Here is a 14,622-nt window from a genome sequence, read left to right on the forward strand (position 1 = left end):
ATGACTCAGTCCGTGATGAACGGGGACAGCACCCGAATCCACCCCACCGCCGTCGTGGATCCCAAGGCTCAGATCGATGTGGGCGTGGACATTGGTCCCTACGCCGTGGTGGGACCTGAGGTCTCGATCGGTTCGGGGACGCGCATCGGTCCCCATGTGGTGCTCGATGGCCGCGTCAGCATCGGCCAGCGCAACCGCATTTTCCCGGGCGCATCCATTGGTGCGGAACCCCAGGACCTCAAGTACAACGGTGCCCCCACCGAGGTGGTGATTGGCGACGACAACGCCATTCGCGAATGCGTGACCATCAACCGCGCCACCCATGAGGGGGAGCAGACCCGCATCGGCAATGGCAATTTGCTGATGGCCTACAGCCACCTCGGCCACAACTGCGACCTGGGCAACCGGATCGTGATTGCTAACGGTGTGGCCGTGGCCGGCCATGTCGTGATCGGTGATCGCGCGGTGATCGGCGGCGTCCTGGGCATCCACCAATTCGTCCACATCGGCACCATGGCGATGGTGGGTGGCATGAGCCGCATCGACCGTGATGTGCCGCCTTACGCGATCGTCGAGGGGCACCCCGGTCGTCTGCGCGGCTTGAACCGGATTGGCTTGAAGCGCAGTGGTTTGACGGAACTCGATGGGGGAGCACAGACCAAGCAACTGCAGCAGGTCTGGGCGCAGCTCTACCGCGGTGATGTGGTCTTGGCTGAGGCAATCAAGGGCGTGCGGGAGCAGACCCTGCTGCCCCCGGCGGAAACCCTGGTGAGCTTCCTGGAGGCATCGATTGGACCAGGTCGCAGAGGTCCCCTGCCCGCCGGGCGTTCATGAGGCGATTGCTGATCAGCACCGGAGAGGTCTCCGGTGACTTGCAGGGGGGGATGTTGGTCCAGGCCCTGCATGACGAAGCCCAATCCCGTGGCCTGGAGCTTGAGGTGGTTGCCCTCGGCGGTGAGCGGATGCGCAAGGCAGGGGCCACCCTGCTGGCCAACACCACGGCAATGGGGGCCATTGGTCTCTGGGAGGCCCTGCCCTTGGTCTGGCCCACCCTGCAGATCCAACGCCGGGTCAATCAGTGGTTGCGCGACTCCCCCCCCGATGGCGTCGTGCTCATCGATTACATGGGGGCCAACGTCAACCTGGGCGTGAAGGTCAAGCGTCGTCTGCCCGGTACGCCGATCCTCTATTACATCGCCCCCCAGGAGTGGGCCTTCCGCGTGGGCGAAGGCGGCACCACCCGGCTGATCGGCTTCACGGATCGGATCCTGGCGATCTTTCCGGAGGAGGCGCGGTTTTATGGCTCCCGCGGGGCCGATGTCACCTGGGTGGGCCATCCCCTGATCGATACCTTGTCCCGGCAGCCCAGCCGCGATGAGGCCCGGGCGGCGTTGGGGCTGCAGCCGGGGCAGCGTCTGCTGCTGCTGTTCCCCGCTTCGCGTCAGCAGGAATTGCAGTATTTGCTGCCGACCTTGGCCCAGGCGGCAGCGGAATTGCAGCGGCGTTGTCCCGGGCTGCAGGTCATGGTCCCCGCGGGCCAGGCCAGCTTCGAGCCGGTGCTGCGGGACCTGCTGGAGCAGGCCGGTGTCCAGGCCCGGGTGATCCCCGCGGCCGAAGCCGATGGGCTGCGTCCGGTGCTGTGTGCCGCGGCGGACTTGGCCCTGAACAAATCCGGAACGGTCAACCTCGAGTTGGCCCTGCGCGGGGTGCCCCAGGTGGTGGCTTATCGGGTGAGTCGTCCCACGGCCTGGGTGGCCAAGACGATCCTGCGCTTCCACGTCGACCACATCTCACCGGTGAATCTCGTGGTGGGCGAGCGCCTGGTGCCGGAGTTGCTGCAGGACGAGCTCACCCCGGATTCCGTGGTGGAGGCGGCTTTGCCCCTGCTGGAGGACAACGCTGCGCGCCAGCGGGTGAGCGACGGCTACCGCCGCCTGCGTGAACTCCTGGGTGAATCCGGCGTCACCCGCCGGGCGGCCTCAGCCATCCTCGATGCCTTGCCGGAGACCCCCGCGTCATGACCCGCCGCGTGTTGGCCGCTTGCTTGGCCGTCGCCCTACTGCTGCTCGGATCCGTTGCTCCGGCCTGGGCGGCGACGGAAGAGGCCGTTTTGGCCGGCGGTTGCTTCTGGTGCCTTGAGCACGATCTTGAGGACCTGCTGGGGGTGATCGATGCCGAGAGCGGCTACAGCGGCGGTCACCTGGAGAATCCCAGCTACGGCCAGGTCAGTTCCGGTGGAACGAGCCACCAGGAGGTGGTGCGGGTGCGCTTTGATCCCCAACGCATTAGCTATCCCACCCTGCTGCGGGTCTACTGGCGCAACGTTGACCCCCTCGATGGCGGCGGTCAGTTTTGCGATCGCGGGGGCTCCTACAAGCCCGTGATCTTCACCGAGGGGGATCAGCAGCTCAAGGACGCGAAAGCAAGTCTCCAGGCTGCTGCCCAAGAACTTGGGAAGCCGGCCTCGGCGATCCAAGTCCAGATCAAACCCCTCAAGCGCTTCTGGCCTGCGGAGGGCTATCACCAGAACTACGCGGTGAACAACGCGATCAAATACAACTACTACCGCTGGGCCTGCGGTCGTGATCGCCGTTTGGATCAGCTCTGGGGCTCCAGGGCCCGCAGCGATGCTCCCTGGATGGCTAAGCGCTGACCGGTCATCGATCTGAATCCTGAGGAAAAGCTAAAGCTCTGAGGGCGGGAAATTCGGTTTTTCCCTGTGTTGATACGGCTTTTGCGACTTTTTTCTTTTGGCGGCCGGATTTACTGTGAACTGGTCTCGAATGCAGGTTTTGTATGTATCTGCTGACGATTCGCGATGGTCTCGTGACACGTCATATCGGCCCCTACGCCACTCCGAAGCAAGCTTCGGACGATCTAGATCGCCTGTTGAAGCTCTTTGGTGATCGGGCCCGCTGGCAAATCCACGCCTTGGAAGAGCCCGCGTCCCTGTTGGGTGATGCCGGCGCCTCCGTGGCGACGGCCGCTTAGCGGCGGCCCTGTTGCTGGCCGGGGTAGCCCCGCAGCAGGCCGCTTTCCACCATCAATCCCACAGCCGCCACGATGGCCACCAGGCTGAGGGTGCCGTACCAGAACCAGGGGCCATGGGGCTGCCCCAGGGCCTGGAGCGTTCGTCGTTGCACGGCCTCGCCGAACAGGCAGAGCCCCGCCGGCAGCAGCAGGACGCTCAGCTGGGCTTTGACGTACCAGCGAAGTTTGGGCACCGCCATGCTGCAGGTTGGGTCGCTCGCAGGGCTGCAGCCTAGGCGGCGCCCCCGGCCAGGACCCAGTTCACCAGGGTGCGCACGCCAAATCCAGTCGCGCCGGCGGGATCCAGGCCCCGACCCTTGTCGCTCCAGACGGTGCCCGCGATGTCCATGTGGGCCCAGGGGATCTCTTTCTTGACGAAGTCCTGCAGGAAGAGGGCCGCCGTGATCGAGCCGCCCGGGCGGGGACCGGTGTTCTTCATGTCGGCCAGGCCACTCTTGAGGCCAGCGCGGTAGGAGGCCCGCAGGGGCATCCGCCAGAGGTTTTCGCCACCGTCCTCGCCGGCCTGCACCAGCGCCTCGGCCATGGTGTCGCTCGGGGACCAGAGGCCGGCGATCTCCTCGCCCAGGGCAATCACGCAGGCCCCGGTCAAGGTGGCCAGGTCCACCACGGCGTCGGGCTCCAACTTGCAGGCGTAGACCAGGGCATCGGCCAGGGTCAGGCGCCCTTCGGCATCGGTGTTGTTGATCTCGATCGTTTTGCCATTGGAGGCCGTCACGATCGCTCCGGGGTGGATCGCCCCGCCACTGATCATGTTTTCGCAGGCGGCCACGAGCATGTGGACTTCGATGCCCGCGGGCTTCAGTTCAGCGATGGCCCGCATCGCGCCCAGCACGGCGCCGCTGCCGCCCATGTCGAACTTCATCATGTCGATCTGGGAGCCGGCGGTTTTGAGGTTGTATCCGCCGGAATCGAAGGTCAGGCCTTTGCCGACCAGCACCAGTCGCCGCTTGACCTCCCCTTGGGGGCTGTAGGTGAGGTGGATGAACTTCGGGGGCAGGTCCGAGCCCTGGGCCACCGCCAGATAGGAGCCCATCCCGAGGGCTTCACAGTCCGCCCGCTCGAGCACCTTCAGCTGCAGGCCAAAGTCGCGGGCGATGGTCGCGGCGCTCTCCGCCAGGGCGGCGGGGGTGACGACGTTGGGCGGGGCGGCCACCAGTTCGCGGGCGAGCTCGACACCGCTGCAGATGGCCTGGCTGCTGCTGGCTGCGCTTTGGCAGGGGGACAGCTGGTCGGTGGGAAGACCGAGCAGCTCCACCTGGGCGGGCTGCGCTGCGGGCTCCGCCTCACCCTTAAAACGCTGGTCCCGGAACAGGATCAAGCGCACTGCTTCCGCCATGGCCGAGGTGGCCGCCACCGGCGCGAAGCCCTCGAGGGGCAGGGCGAGTCCCACGCTGCTGGCACCACTGCCGTTGGCGGCTTTGGCACCGATGGCGGCCGCTTTGCGAAGCTGCTCGAGGTTGAACTCCGCGGCGGCACCTAGGCCCACCAGCACCAGGGTGCTTGGCTCTTGATTGAGGAGCTCCAGCACGAGGCTTTCACCGGGTTTGGCCTTGAAGCGGCGGCGCTCCATGCGCTCCATTAGGGCGTCGCCGAAGCGGGCCTTCAGCAGCTCGCGGCTGCTGTCGCCAGGGGCATCGCTGAACAGACCCACCACCAGGGCCTCCCCCGTCCAATCGCGGGCGGTGACGCTGCTGCAGCGGATCTCCATGGCCATCTCAAGCTCAATGGGCGCGATGGTAGAGCGATCAGCCCGGCTCGGCCGTGAAGGGGGTGGCCCAGCGGCCGCGGGTTTCCTTGTTGAAGGGGGGAAGCCAGTGGCGAATCAAGGCCTGCTCGAGGGCTTGCCGTGCCCGCCGCTCGCTGGGGGCGTCATGCCAGAAGCGGATGCTCAGCTGCGCCTGGAGGCCGGCCTGCTGCAGGGCCTCGCCGTAGGCCGCCAGGTAGTCCTTGCAGTCGTGCTCCCCTTTCCAGCGGCGGTCCGCCTGCTTGGTCTCCCCGACGTAGAGCAGGACGGACCCCTCGAGATGGGGCGGCCGGTCCAGGACGAAGTACAGGGCGGCGCCATCGAGCTGGCGCTCCGGCCAGCGCCAGAACTGCAGGTGCTGCGGAGCCAGTTGCAGCGGGTCTAGACGCTGGACAGCGGCGGCGCCGATGCTGCTGCCGCCAAACAGGTCCATCTGGCCCGGGGCGAGCTGACGGCCGCTGGCCACCGCCTCAAAGCGGGGGGCCTGGAAATCGAGGAGGCGTTGCTGCCAATCGATCAGCTGATGCTCCTGCAGGGGAAGGGTCTCGCCGCCGCCGCTGCCGGCCGGGGTGGAGTCAAAGAGTTCGCCTTGGCGTCCCATCCCTTAGGCCGAGCGGGGGAGTTCGGGGCCCGCTGACCCCTGGCCAAAACGCACCTTGCCGATCAGGTCCTCCACGACCGCGGCGGGAAGTTGCAGCCGTTGTTGCAGGTCGGCGAGGTCCTGGAACGGGGCCCGTTGGCGTTCCCGCAGCAGCCGTTGCCGCCGCTCGGGGCTCAGCTGGGGCAGCTGCCGTTCCAAGGCTTGGGCGGGCGCGCGGTTGAGATCAATCAGGAGGGGCCGGACGGCGGTCGGGGCCCCATCGCCGTACCAACGGAATTGCAGCAGGGGTTCCCAGATCGCGACCACGGCGGCGGGCAGATCCAGCAGGCGCTGCAGATCCTCCGGGCCACTCAGTTGCACGCCCCCTTGCTGCAGCCGCAGCAGCAGGTCGACCTGATCCCGCTGGATCTGGGGCAGGCGTAACCAGTCATCGGCACTGGCCCGGTTCACATCGAGCCTCCAGCCCAGGGCGGCGGCATGGTGCACCTCCTGGGCGTTCGCGAGGCGCAGGTTGGGGTTGTGCTCGAGCTTCAGTTCAAGCAGGTCCTGCTCGACGCGCTCCTCGAGGGGGCGCGGTTCTGGCGCTGCAGGACGGGGGGCAGGCGTCTCCCGCCGGGGCAGTTGTCCGGCCGCTTCCAGCAGGCCCCGGGCCAGAGGATCCAACCAGTGGCCTCGGCCCATGGCGGTGTCGGGTGCGGCGGAACCGCCCGACCTTAACGAGGGTCTGGCCACTCGACCAAGCCGAGTCGAATTCCCTGCACCGCGGCCTGGATGCGGCTCTTGGTGTTCAGTTTGTGGAAGATGTGACGGACGTGGTCCTTCACCGTCTCGACGGAGAGGTGCAGGCTCCGGCCGATGCCCTGGTTTTCGGCTCCAGCCGCCATCAGCTGCAGGATCTCCACCTCCCGTGGGGTGAGCTGAGCCAAGGGGTGGCCAGGGCCATCGGTAAAGGCCTCGAAATAGCTCTTGCTCAGGTTGCGGTCGAGATAGAGCCCGCCGGTTTGCATGGAGCGAATCGCGGCCAGGACGCTTCCAAACCCCAGGTTGCTCTCCAGGCACAGCCCGTCGCAGTTCTCCTGGAGGGCCTGGTGAATGGCCATCAGACGCCGGGGCTGGGTGACCACCATCAAGGTCGCGGGCGGCTTGGGTAGGGCTTTGGCTTGGGCCACCAGGCTGCCGCCGTTGCCCTGCTCGAGGCGGTCCGTGCAAATCAGCACGTCGGCTTGCTTCTCGGCCAGCTTCTGGAGACCTTCCTCTTGGGTGGTCACCGCGCCGACGATCTCGGGTCCCGGTTGCAGCGCCGCAATGAACAAGGTCAGGGCCAGCCTGGAGCCGCTGCAGACCACGACGCGGGAGTGACCTAGCAGCGCGTTGCCCGCCGCCACGTTGTCCCGCACGGCCGTAAGGGAGGGGGTGTAGTCCATCGCGAAGGGGAGCCCACTGTTCACTGTGTGCACTGGGGGACGGACTTGGCAGCCCATTACGCCTATCCGCACTCGTCAGGGCCGGCCGGTCTCAGCACAATCGTTGGGCCCACCCGGCTCAGCGTGATGGCGTTCTTTGAATCCGAGATCGTTCAAGAGGAAGCCAAGCGCCTGTTCGGCGATTACCAGCAGCTGATGCAGCTGGGCGGGGAGTACGGCAAGTTCGATCGGGAAGGCAAGAAGCTCTTTATCGAGCGGATGGAGGCGCTGATGGACCGCTACCGCGTCTTCATGAAGCGCTTTGAGCTCTCCGACGACTTCCAGGCCAAGCTCACAGTGGAGCAGCTCCGCACCCAGCTCAGCCAGTTCGGGATGACCCCCGATCAGATGTTTGAGCAGATGCAGCGCACCCTGGATCGCATGAAGGGGGAGCTGGAAGCCGAATCCTGAGCGCCGTCTGCGTACGATCCGACCCCAGACAGCAGGGCGGACATGGCCAAGGGCGAGTGGGGACTGCCGCAGTGGTTGGAGCGCGGTGTCGCTGACCTCTTCCCCACGGGCACGGAAGCCAGTGATGCCGACCAACAGCTCGCCGCCCGCCTCGCGGAGGCTGAGCAGCAGGGGCGTCCCCTGCGGATCAAGCTCGGCATCGACCCGACCGGCAGTGACATTCACCTGGGTCACTCGATCCTCTTCCGCAAGCTGCGGGCCTTCCAGGATGCGGGCCACACCGCGGTTCTGATCATTGGCGACTTCACCGCGCGCATCGGTGACCCCACGGGCAAAAGCGCCACCCGTGTTCAGCTGACGGCTGAGCAGGTCGAGGCCAACGCCCGCACCTATCTCCAGCAGCTGGGCCAGGGCCAGGATCCCGCCCACGCCCTGCTGGATTTCGAGACCCCGGGTCGCCTGGAGGTCCGCCGCAATAGCGAATGGCTGGCCTCCCTTGATCTGCCCAAGGTGATCGAGTTGTTGGGGATCTCCACCGTCGGTCAGATGCTGGCCAAGGAGGACTTCGCCAACCGCTACGGCTCCGGCACCCCGATCTCCCTGCACGAATTCCTCTATCCGCTGCTGCAGGGCTACGACTCCGTGGCGGTTCAGGCCGACCTGGAGCTGGGGGGGACGGACCAGAAATTCAACGTGGCCATGGGCCGCGACCTGCAGCGTCATTTCGGCCAGCGCACCCAGTTCGGGATGCTTCTGCCGATCCTGGCGGGCCTCGATGGCGTTCAGAAGATGAGCAAGAGCCTCGGGAACACCGTCGGTCTGGCTGAGGATCCGCTCTCGATGTACTCGAAGCTCGAGAAGGTGCCCGATGCGGCCGTTGAGGAGTACCTCACCCTGCTGACGAACTTGGATCTGGCGGCCCTGCCGGAGAACCCGCGGGAGCGTCAGAAGGCGATGGCCCTGGAGGTGACCCGTCAGCGTCACGGTGAGGCGGCGGCCCAGCAGGCCCAGGCCGATGCGGGCAAGTTGGTGGGTGGTGCCAAGGGCAGCGGTGCGGCCGATGCCGAAGTCCCCGAGGCCTCCCTCGCCGAGGTGAACTTCCCGGCGAAGGCCTTCTACTTGCTCAGTGCCGTCGGCATCTGTGCCAGCAGTAGCGAAGCGCGCCGCCAAATCCAGGGCGGTGGCGTCAAGCTCGACGGCGAGAAATTGGCGGATCCCAACCAGGAATTTGCCGCTGCAGCCGAGCTGGAGGGCAAGGTGCTGCAGCTCGGGAAAAAGACCTTCCGGCGGCTGGTGGCGGGTTAGACCGCGCTCACCACACCCGATTGGATATCGAAGAAGGCCGGTTGGATGCGCACCGTCCCGCTGGCCTGGGCCTCCGCCAGGCTGGGGCTGCGCTTCACCAGTTGCCCCGCCGTCCATGGCTGTCTTTGGTTGGGTTTTGTGATCTAGAGGCTGCGCAGCACCGCCAGATCTTCCGCATCCAACGGCGTCGGGATGCCGTGCTCAAGCAGGTCCGCGAAACCGCCATCGCGGCTGAGGACCGTGATCAAACAGGCCAGTCCTGGGCCTGGATTCTCCAGGTCATGGACGGCGTCGCCGGGGACGCTCACGAAGTCCCCGCCGCTGGCGGTGATGGAGGCGTCGCCCACGTGGAAGACGACCGTGCCCCGCAGCACAAAAAAGAGCTCCGCCGCCTGGTGATGGCAGTGGGCCGGGACCCGGTCGCAGGGGTCATGCACCTCCAGGAATTGGGTGCAGCCACCCGCTTCCGGCTTGCTGAGCAGGGCGAGGCGGCAATGGTCATCGCTGCCCAGCCGGTAGCCCTGGAGCTGCTCGGGATGCAGGACCCGTGGACCCATCGGCGTGGCCAGGCGTTGCCCCCATGCTGGGCCTCCTGCTGGGAACGCGCCAGGACAGTTCGTAGCCTGAGATCTCCATTGCGAGCGGATCTCCCGTGACCAGGCCAGCCGCCGAGCGGATCATCGTTGCCCTCGACGGGATGGCCCCCGAGCAAGCCCTGGCCTTCAGCCGCGGCGTGGAGGGCTTGCGCTGGGTGAAGGTCGGCCTGGAACTCTTTGTTCAGGCGGGTCCGGACGTGGTGGCCCAGCTGCGGGAGCAGGGCCTGCGGGTCTTCCTGGACCTGAAGTTCCACGACATCCCCGCCACCATGGCCGGCGCCTGCAGGCGCGCTGCCGGCCTTGGGGCAGAGCTGATCACCGTTCATGCCTGCGCCGGCAGTGAGGCCCTGCGGGCGGCTCAAGCTGCGGCCAGTGAGGGCGCGCAAGCGGCCGGCTTGGCTTCCCCCACCCTGCTGGCGGTCACCGTGCTGACCAGTTGGGAGGAGCAGCGCCTGCAGCGGGAATTGGCCCTCTCTCAGACCATTGCCGAGCGGGTGCCATCCCTGGCGCAGCTGGCGGCCAGCGCCGGCATTGGCGGTTGCGTCTGCTCGCCCCTGGAGGCCGCCAGCCTGCGGGGTCAACACCCGGAGCCGTTTGCCTTGGTGACCCCAGGGATTCGCCCCAATGGCAGTGCCGTGGGGGATCAAGCCCGGGTGCTTGGCCCCGCTGAGGCCATCGCCGCCGGCGCCTCGCAGCTCGTCATCGGCCGCCCGATCACCAAGGCCGAGGACCCCTCGGCGGCCTTCGCCGCCTGCTGCGCCGAGCTGGCCTAGGCGAGGACTGAACCGGCGGGACTGAGCTCGCCGTAGAGGCGCTCCAGCTGGTCGATGTTTTGGGTGAGGGTGTAGCGCTCAAGGGCACGCTGGCGGGCGCGCCGTCCCAGTTCGGCGGTGAGGACCGGTTGGTCCCGCAGCACCGGCAGCAGGGTGCGCAGCTGGGTCGTCACCCCCTGGGTGCTGATCACGATGCCGGCGCCGCCCTCCAGTACCTCCCCATCGGCGCCGGCATCGGTGGCGACGCAGGCGGTACCGCTGGCCATGGCCTCCAGCAGGGCCAAGGAGAGACCCTCCACCAGGGAAGGCAAGAGGAAGACCTCGGCGAGCTGCAGCAGGGCCAAGCGAACGCTTTGGTCGGGTTCGTGGCCCCGCCAGAGGATCCCGGCGTCCTCGCCGTAGTTCTGCATCAGCGATTGGCGCATCGGGCCATCGCCCACCACCACCAGCCGGCAGCCGCTGGGCTGAACCAACTTCCAGGCCCGCAGCAGCGCTTCGACGTTCTTCTCCGTCGCGATCCTGCCCATGTAGAGGAACACCCGCTGGCCGCTGAAGCGTTGGCGCAGCTCTTGGAGCCGCTCAGAGGGCTCGGCCGGATTGCCGGGAGTCCAGCGCTGGGGATCCACCCCGTTGGGGATCACCGCCAGGCGATGGCTGGGGACCCCAAGCCGCATCAGGACATCGGCCTGCAACTCCGAGAAGACCACCACCCGGTCGTACTTGGCCAGGGAGGGGGCGTAGAGCTGATAGGTCAGCTGTTGGGTGCCGGCGCTGAGGTTGCGCAGACTGGCGTCAAACGGGGGGTGGAAGGTGGCCACCAGCGGCAGTCCCAGCTGCTGGCAGAGGTCGGGGAGCCTGAAATCCAGGGGCGAGAGGGTCAAGCTGGCGTGCACCAGATCCGGCTGCAGCCGCTCCAGGGACTCCCGCAGTTCGCGCTGGGCCCCTGGCGAAGGAATCGTGTACACCTGCGACTTGACCAGATACGGCAGCACGACGTCGGGGCTGCTGGCTGTTCCTGTGCTGCTTGTACCGGAGCTGTCGAAGTGAATGAAGCTGATCTCGTGGCCGCGATCCCGCAGGGCCTCGGTGGTAGTCAGGCCGTAGGTGACGTTGCCGCAGAAGGGTGACTTTTTGCCCAGCCAGGCGATATGGGTCACGCAGTGGCTACTCGACCAATAGCCGAAACTAGCAGCGTTTCCACGGCTGCTCGAGCAGCGCGGCGGCCACCGCCAGGCCCGCCAAGGCCCAGAGCACCGGCAGCAGTCCATAGCGGCTCACGATGGCTCCGGCCAGCACCAGCGGCAGGCTCAAGGCAATGTTGATCAGGTTGTTCTGCAGGCCAAAGACCTTGCCCCGCATCGATTCCGGGGTGTCTTCCTGGATGGTGGTCTGGGCGGGGATGGCCAGCAGGGCGGCGCCGACGCCAAGCACCGCGCAGAGGGTGAGGGTGAAGCCGAGGCTGCCGCGCAGTTGGCCGAGCAGCACCAGGCTCCAGGCGATGGTCCCGAGGCCGGCGGAGGCCAGGCGACGGCGGTTGAAGCGATGGCCGATCTGCGCCACGGCGACGGCGCCCAGGGCGAGGCCGATGCCACTCATCGCCAGCAGGGTGCCGAATTGGGTGGGACCGAGCTGACGGATCGCGGAGGCCAGGCTGATGGCGAGGACATAGAGCGCCGCCAGCAGGCTGTAGAGGAGCACCAGTTGGAGCATGGCGCTGCGCACGCTGGGGCGCTGCTTGAGCACCTCGAGGCCGTCGGAGATCTCCCGCCAGATGTTCTCGTCATGGCTGCGCCGCGGGGTTTCCTCGACGCGGATCCAGGCAATCGAGAGGGCCGCCAGGCCGTAGCAGAGGGGCAATAGCGCGAACTCGCCGTTGGCGATGCCCAGGGCCCCCAGGCCGTACTTCAGGGCCCGCAGGATCGGATCACCCAGGGCGAAGCCGACGATCGTGGCGGCCATGCTGGTGGCTTGGTAGAGCGAGTTCGCCGCCAGCAACTGGCGCGTGGGCACCAGCATCGGGATCGCGGCCTGCTCCGCCGGGGCGAAGAACTGGGTCAGCACCGACTCCAGAAAGGTGATCACCAGCAGGGCCCAATAGCCCCAGCTGAGCCCGAGCCAATGGGGACCATCCAGCAGGCAGAACGGCGTCAGCAGGGCTAGGCCGGCGCGGATGCCGTTGCTGGCCACCATCACTTCGCGTTTGCGCCAGCGATCGGCCCAAACCCCAGCCACCAGTCCGAGCACCATGGCCGGGATGGTGTTGGCCACGTAGATCCCTGTGGCGAGCAGGGTGATCCATTGGGCCCGGCCCTCGATGCTCAGGTTGAAGGCCCCGGCGGCCTCCACGAGCGCTCCGCCCTCCGGTGGTGTCGCCCCCGCCCAGTACTGGGCGATCAGGAACACCATCAAGACGATGTAGAACTTGTCCGCCAGCTGGCTGAAGATCTGCCCAAGCCAGAGCTTGCGGAATTCGGGCAGGGCCAAGACCCCTTGCAATCCCGTGTTTTCTCCTGGAGACCGCGGGTCGTCGCTCACGTTCTTCAGGACCTTTCGGCTACCGATGATGCCCCATCGTTGAAGCACTGTCGCAACATCCGCCAGGAGCGGGCGCTGCGGTTGAGGTGTTCGCGGCACCAGAGCTCGAGCAGTTGCAGCAGCCGCAGCCAGACCCGCTCGGGTCCCATCAGCTCTCCATCGCGCTTCCGGGGTAAGGCCGGCCGCAGCAGTCGTTGCAGCAGGGCGAGCTCGGAGGCATTGAGCACCATCTGGGCGCCGGGTACGGCACCGATGACAAAGCCTTCACTGGGCAACAGGCTGCAGCGCCACTCCCAGTTCCCCAGGGGCGGATCCAGGGGAAGTCCGCTGCGGCAGCACTCCGCCAGGGGGAGGGCATAGCCCCCCAGGGCCAGCAGGTGGGTGAGGCCCTGAACGCTGATGGCCAGGGCTTCGAGGTTGTCCTGTTTGTCCTTCACCACCAATTCCAACCGGGACAGCTGCACCAGCAGGTCCTCGAGGACCCCTTCAATCGCGTCACCGCTGGGGACCAGCAGCAGGGCCACCTCCGCGAGGCCCTGGGCTGCCGCCAAGGTCTCCAGTCGCTCCGCCAGGTTCGAAAAGTTACGCAGGACCCGCAGTTGGCGCACGCGCTTGAGGCCACTGCGCCCCCCCACCTGCAGGCTGAGCACCGCCAAGGGGACGGCCGCGGCCAGGGAGCTTTTGGGTTTGCGGGCCCCTGGGGCGGCCAGGCGCACCAGGCCTTCGTCGTTGCTTAGGAGCGTGATCAGCCGGTCGCTTTCCCCGAGGGGACTGCTGCGCAGCACCAGGCCCTCCAGCCGCTGTTCGGGGCTCACTCGTCCTTCGCCCGCAGGGCCTCCATCAAGGCCACACCTCGGCTGGTGCCCAGGCGGCTGGCGCCCGCTTCGACGAGGGCATAGGCCTGCTCCAGGCTGCTGATGCCACCCGAGGCCTTAATGGCGGCGCGCCCCCGGGCGAGTTGGCGGAGTTGTTGGACCTGTTCGATGCTCGCCGCGGGTCCAAAGCCACTGCCGGTCTTGAGCACGCTGGCGCCCACGTCGATGCTGGCTTCGACGGCCCACTCGAGGACCTCCGGAGTCAGACGCCCCACCTCCAAGATCACCTTGAAGGGCAGCCCCAGGTCGGCGACCGGGGCGAGGTCCTCGCAGAACTGAGCGCTGTTGCCGTCGGCCAGGGCGCCAAAGTCCGGCACGACATCAAGTTCATCCGCGCCGGCGCCAGCGGCCCATTCCGCTTCCTGGCGTTTGATCTGCGCGGGAATCGCGCCAAAGGGGAAGCCGATCACGCTGATCAGCTTCGGGCCCCGTCCGCCGCTTGGACCCAGCCGCTCGCGGGCCAGATCCAACCAGCGGGAGGCCAGGCAGACCCCGGCAAAGCCGAAGTGCTTGGCCTCGTCGCAGCAGCGCAGCACTGACTCGCGGCCCTGATGGGGATCCAGCAGGGCGTGATCGATCAGGGGGGCGAGATCGGGCAGGTCGCGCACGGTGGACGCCGCAGTTGGCCTTCAGTGTCTGCGATCAGGCCTTGGCCTGAATCACACCAAAGCCCCCGTGGTTGCGCCGGTAGACCACCTGCAGCTCACCGCTCTCCGCGTCGCGGAACAAATAAAAGTCGTGGTCGATCAGCTCCAGCTGGTGCAGGGCCTCATTCAGACCCATGGCGGGCATCGGGAAGTATTTGCGGCGCACCCCCCGGGGGGGGAGACCGGCTTCTTTGCCCTCCAGCAGGGAGCCGCTGACGCTGTCATCGCCGGCCATCTCCACCACGCTGGGGGTCTGGCTGGCGTGGTGACCGTGGCTGTGGTGGTGGTCGCCGTGGCGGTCCTTGTAGCGGCGCAGCTGCCGGGTCAATTTCCCAGCCACCAAATCAATGCTGGCGTAGAGGTTCTCGCTGCGTTCTTGGGCGCGGATCACGGTGCCATTGGCGAAGACCGTCACCTCCGCGGTCTGTTGCGGAACCCGGGGATTGCGGGCCACCGAGAGATGCACGTCCGCCTCTTTCACCATCCCGTCGAAATGACTGGTCGCTCGCTTCAGCTTCTCTTCGGTGTACTCGCGGATGGCTGGAGTGACCTCCAGATTGCGGCCGTGAATCACGAGCTTCATCCCTTGCCTCCTGGGCGATGGACTCGTTTAAACGCTAG

Annotated in this window: 18 protein-coding genes; 7 read left to right on the forward strand and 11 right to left on the reverse strand. The window is 66.9% G+C overall.

The window, feature by feature from the left end; all coding sequences use genetic code 11:
• The 4 genes from lpxA (at position 1) to H0O22_RS00530 (ending at position 2,991) form a co-directional block, all read left to right on the forward strand.
• On the forward strand, positions 1-834 hold the full coding sequence (gene lpxA, locus H0O22_RS00515) for an acyl-ACP--UDP-N-acetylglucosamine O-acyltransferase (RefSeq protein ID WP_255439365.1): 834 nt from the start codon (positions 1-3) through the stop codon (positions 832-834).
• The gene (lpxB, locus tag H0O22_RS00520; protein ID WP_185187145.1) at positions 831-2,021 is read left to right on the forward strand and encodes a lipid-A-disaccharide synthase; all 1,191 of its coding nucleotides are present in this window, start codon (positions 831-833) and stop codon (positions 2,019-2,021) included. Before lpxA ends, lpxB begins: the two co-directional genes overlap by 4 nt.
• Positions 2,018-2,653 (forward strand): peptide-methionine (S)-S-oxide reductase MsrA, encoded by a 636-nt coding sequence (msrA, locus tag H0O22_RS00525; protein ID WP_185187146.1) that lies wholly within the window; start codon positions 2,018-2,020, stop codon positions 2,651-2,653. Before lpxB ends, msrA begins: the two co-directional genes overlap by 4 nt.
• A gap of 143 nt (positions 2,654-2,796) precedes the next feature.
• Complete coding sequence (locus H0O22_RS00530) at positions 2,797-2,991, forward strand: hypothetical protein (RefSeq protein ID WP_185187147.1); 195 nt, start codon at positions 2,797-2,799, stop codon at positions 2,989-2,991.
• Here H0O22_RS00530 and H0O22_RS00535 read toward each other — a convergent pair.
• Genes H0O22_RS00535 through H0O22_RS00555 form a run of 5 tightly spaced genes read right to left on the reverse strand, consistent with a single transcriptional unit; the run spans position 2,988 to position 6,820 of the window.
• Positions 2,988-3,230 (reverse strand): hypothetical protein, encoded by a 243-nt coding sequence (locus H0O22_RS00535; protein ID WP_185187148.1) that lies wholly within the window; start codon positions 3,228-3,230, stop codon positions 2,988-2,990. The two genes, H0O22_RS00530 and H0O22_RS00535, sit on opposite strands and share 4 nt — an antisense overlap.
• Before the next feature lie 32 nt (positions 3,231-3,262).
• Entirely contained in the window at positions 3,263-4,759 is a 1,497-nt protein-coding gene (locus H0O22_RS00540; protein ID WP_185188199.1) for a leucyl aminopeptidase, read from the reverse strand.
• Positions 4,760-4,796: 37 nt separating this feature from the next.
• Positions 4,797-5,396, reverse strand: a complete 600-nt coding sequence (locus H0O22_RS00545; protein WP_185187149.1) for a GIY-YIG nuclease family protein — start codon at positions 5,394-5,396, stop codon at positions 4,797-4,799.
• A 3-nt stretch (positions 5,397-5,399) separates the two neighbouring features.
• The gene (locus tag H0O22_RS00550) at positions 5,400-6,077 is read right to left on the reverse strand and encodes a type II secretion system protein GspK (RefSeq protein WP_185187150.1); all 678 of its coding nucleotides are present in this window, start codon (positions 6,075-6,077) and stop codon (positions 5,400-5,402) included.
• A 32-nt stretch (positions 6,078-6,109) separates the two neighbouring features.
• The gene (locus H0O22_RS00555; protein WP_185187151.1) at positions 6,110-6,820 is read right to left on the reverse strand and encodes a response regulator transcription factor; all 711 of its coding nucleotides are present in this window, start codon (positions 6,818-6,820) and stop codon (positions 6,110-6,112) included.
• Positions 6,821-6,946: 126 nt separating this feature from the next.
• Between H0O22_RS00555 and H0O22_RS00560 the strand changes: the two genes are divergently transcribed.
• Together H0O22_RS00560 and tyrS are read left to right on the forward strand one after the other, a co-directional pair.
• Positions 6,947-7,270 carry a DUF1825 family protein gene (locus H0O22_RS00560; protein WP_185187152.1) on the forward strand — a complete coding sequence of 108 codons (324 nt, stop codon included), beginning with the start codon at positions 6,947-6,949 and terminating at the stop codon, positions 7,268-7,270.
• A 42-nt stretch (positions 7,271-7,312) separates the two neighbouring features.
• Positions 7,313-8,575, forward strand: a complete 1,263-nt coding sequence (gene tyrS, locus H0O22_RS00565; RefSeq protein WP_185187153.1) for a tyrosine--tRNA ligase — start codon at positions 7,313-7,315, stop codon at positions 8,573-8,575.
• Between the two features lie 143 nt (positions 8,576-8,718).
• Here the strand turns inward: tyrS and H0O22_RS00570 are convergent, their stop codons facing one another.
• Positions 8,719-9,132 carry a cupin domain-containing protein gene (locus tag H0O22_RS00570; RefSeq protein ID WP_185187154.1) on the reverse strand — a complete coding sequence of 138 codons (414 nt, stop codon included), beginning with the start codon at positions 9,130-9,132 and terminating at the stop codon, positions 8,719-8,721.
• Between the two features lie 140 nt (positions 9,133-9,272).
• Here H0O22_RS00570 and pyrF point away from each other — a divergent pair, with 140 nt between their 5' ends.
• Positions 9,273-9,944 carry an orotidine-5'-phosphate decarboxylase gene (pyrF, locus tag H0O22_RS00575; protein WP_255439534.1) on the forward strand — a complete coding sequence of 224 codons (672 nt, stop codon included), beginning with the start codon at positions 9,273-9,275 and terminating at the stop codon, positions 9,942-9,944.
• On the opposite strand, the gene H0O22_RS00580 is transcribed toward pyrF, so the two are convergent.
• From H0O22_RS00580 to hpf, 5 genes are read right to left on the reverse strand one after another with little or no spacing between them, the layout of a single operon-like run.
• The gene (locus H0O22_RS00580; RefSeq protein WP_185187156.1) at positions 9,941-11,101 is read right to left on the reverse strand and encodes a glycosyltransferase family 4 protein; all 1,161 of its coding nucleotides are present in this window, start codon (positions 11,099-11,101) and stop codon (positions 9,941-9,943) included. The genes pyrF and H0O22_RS00580 overlap by 4 nt on opposite strands.
• 28 nt (positions 11,102-11,129) lie before the next feature.
• Complete coding sequence (locus H0O22_RS00585; protein WP_185188200.1) at positions 11,130-12,479, reverse strand: MFS transporter; 1,350 nt, start codon at positions 12,477-12,479, stop codon at positions 11,130-11,132.
• Between the two features lie 5 nt (positions 12,480-12,484).
• On the reverse strand, positions 12,485-13,294 hold the full coding sequence (gene recO, locus H0O22_RS00590) for a DNA repair protein RecO (RefSeq protein ID WP_185187157.1): 810 nt from the start codon (positions 13,292-13,294) through the stop codon (positions 12,485-12,487).
• Positions 13,291-13,962, reverse strand: a complete 672-nt coding sequence (gene deoC, locus H0O22_RS00595) for a deoxyribose-phosphate aldolase (protein WP_185187158.1) — start codon at positions 13,960-13,962, stop codon at positions 13,291-13,293. The genes recO and deoC overlap by 4 nt, the downstream gene beginning before the upstream one ends.
• Positions 13,963-13,996: 34 nt before the next feature.
• The gene (hpf, locus tag H0O22_RS00600; protein ID WP_185187159.1) at positions 13,997-14,584 is read right to left on the reverse strand and encodes a ribosome hibernation-promoting factor, HPF/YfiA family; all 588 of its coding nucleotides are present in this window, start codon (positions 14,582-14,584) and stop codon (positions 13,997-13,999) included.
• Between the last annotated feature and the right edge of the window lie 38 nt (positions 14,585-14,622).

Origin of the sequence: Synechococcus sp. LTW-R, from assembly GCF_014217875.1 — a bacterium.
Taxonomy (GTDB): domain Bacteria; phylum Cyanobacteriota; class Cyanobacteriia; order PCC-6307; family Cyanobiaceae; genus Vulcanococcus.

Bases quoted from the DNA above. Each gene is read 5' to 3' on its own strand.
- H0O22_RS00545 (WP_185187149.1), bottom strand. From the start codon at position 5,396: ATGGGACGCCAAGGCGAACTCTTTGACTCCACCCCGGCCGGCAGCGGC.
- H0O22_RS00550 (WP_185187150.1), bottom strand. From the start codon at position 6,077: ATGGGCCGAGGCCACTGGTTGGATCCTCTGGCCCGGGGCCTGCTGGAA.
- H0O22_RS00540 (WP_185188199.1), bottom strand. From the start codon at position 4,759: ATGGAGATCCGCTGCAGCAGCGTCACCGCCCGCGATTGGACGGGGGAG.
- tyrS (WP_185187153.1), top strand. From the start codon at position 7,313: ATGGCCAAGGGCGAGTGGGGACTGCCGCAGTGGTTGGAGCGCGGTGTC.
- H0O22_RS00535 (WP_185187148.1), bottom strand. From the start codon at position 3,230: ATGGCGGTGCCCAAACTTCGCTGGTACGTCAAAGCCCAGCTGAGCGTC.
- msrA (WP_185187146.1), top strand. From the start codon at position 2,018: ATGACCCGCCGCGTGTTGGCCGCTTGCTTGGCCGTCGCCCTACTGCTG.
- lpxB (WP_185187145.1), top strand. From the start codon at position 831: ATGAGGCGATTGCTGATCAGCACCGGAGAGGTCTCCGGTGACTTGCAG.
- lpxA (WP_255439365.1), top strand. From the start codon at position 1: ATGACTCAGTCCGTGATGAACGGGGACAGCACCCGAATCCACCCCACC.
- H0O22_RS00560 (WP_185187152.1), top strand. From the start codon at position 6,947: ATGGCGTTCTTTGAATCCGAGATCGTTCAAGAGGAAGCCAAGCGCCTG.
- pyrF (WP_255439534.1), top strand. From the start codon at position 9,273: ATGGCCCCCGAGCAAGCCCTGGCCTTCAGCCGCGGCGTGGAGGGCTTG.
- hpf (WP_185187159.1), bottom strand. From the start codon at position 14,584: ATGAAGCTCGTGATTCACGGCCGCAATCTGGAGGTCACTCCAGCCATC.
- H0O22_RS00570 (WP_185187154.1), bottom strand. From the start codon at position 9,132: ATGGGTCCACGGGTCCTGCATCCCGAGCAGCTCCAGGGCTACCGGCTG.
- H0O22_RS00530 (WP_185187147.1), top strand. From the start codon at position 2,797: ATGTATCTGCTGACGATTCGCGATGGTCTCGTGACACGTCATATCGGC.
- H0O22_RS00555 (WP_185187151.1), bottom strand. From the start codon at position 6,820: ATGGACTACACCCCCTCCCTTACGGCCGTGCGGGACAACGTGGCGGCG.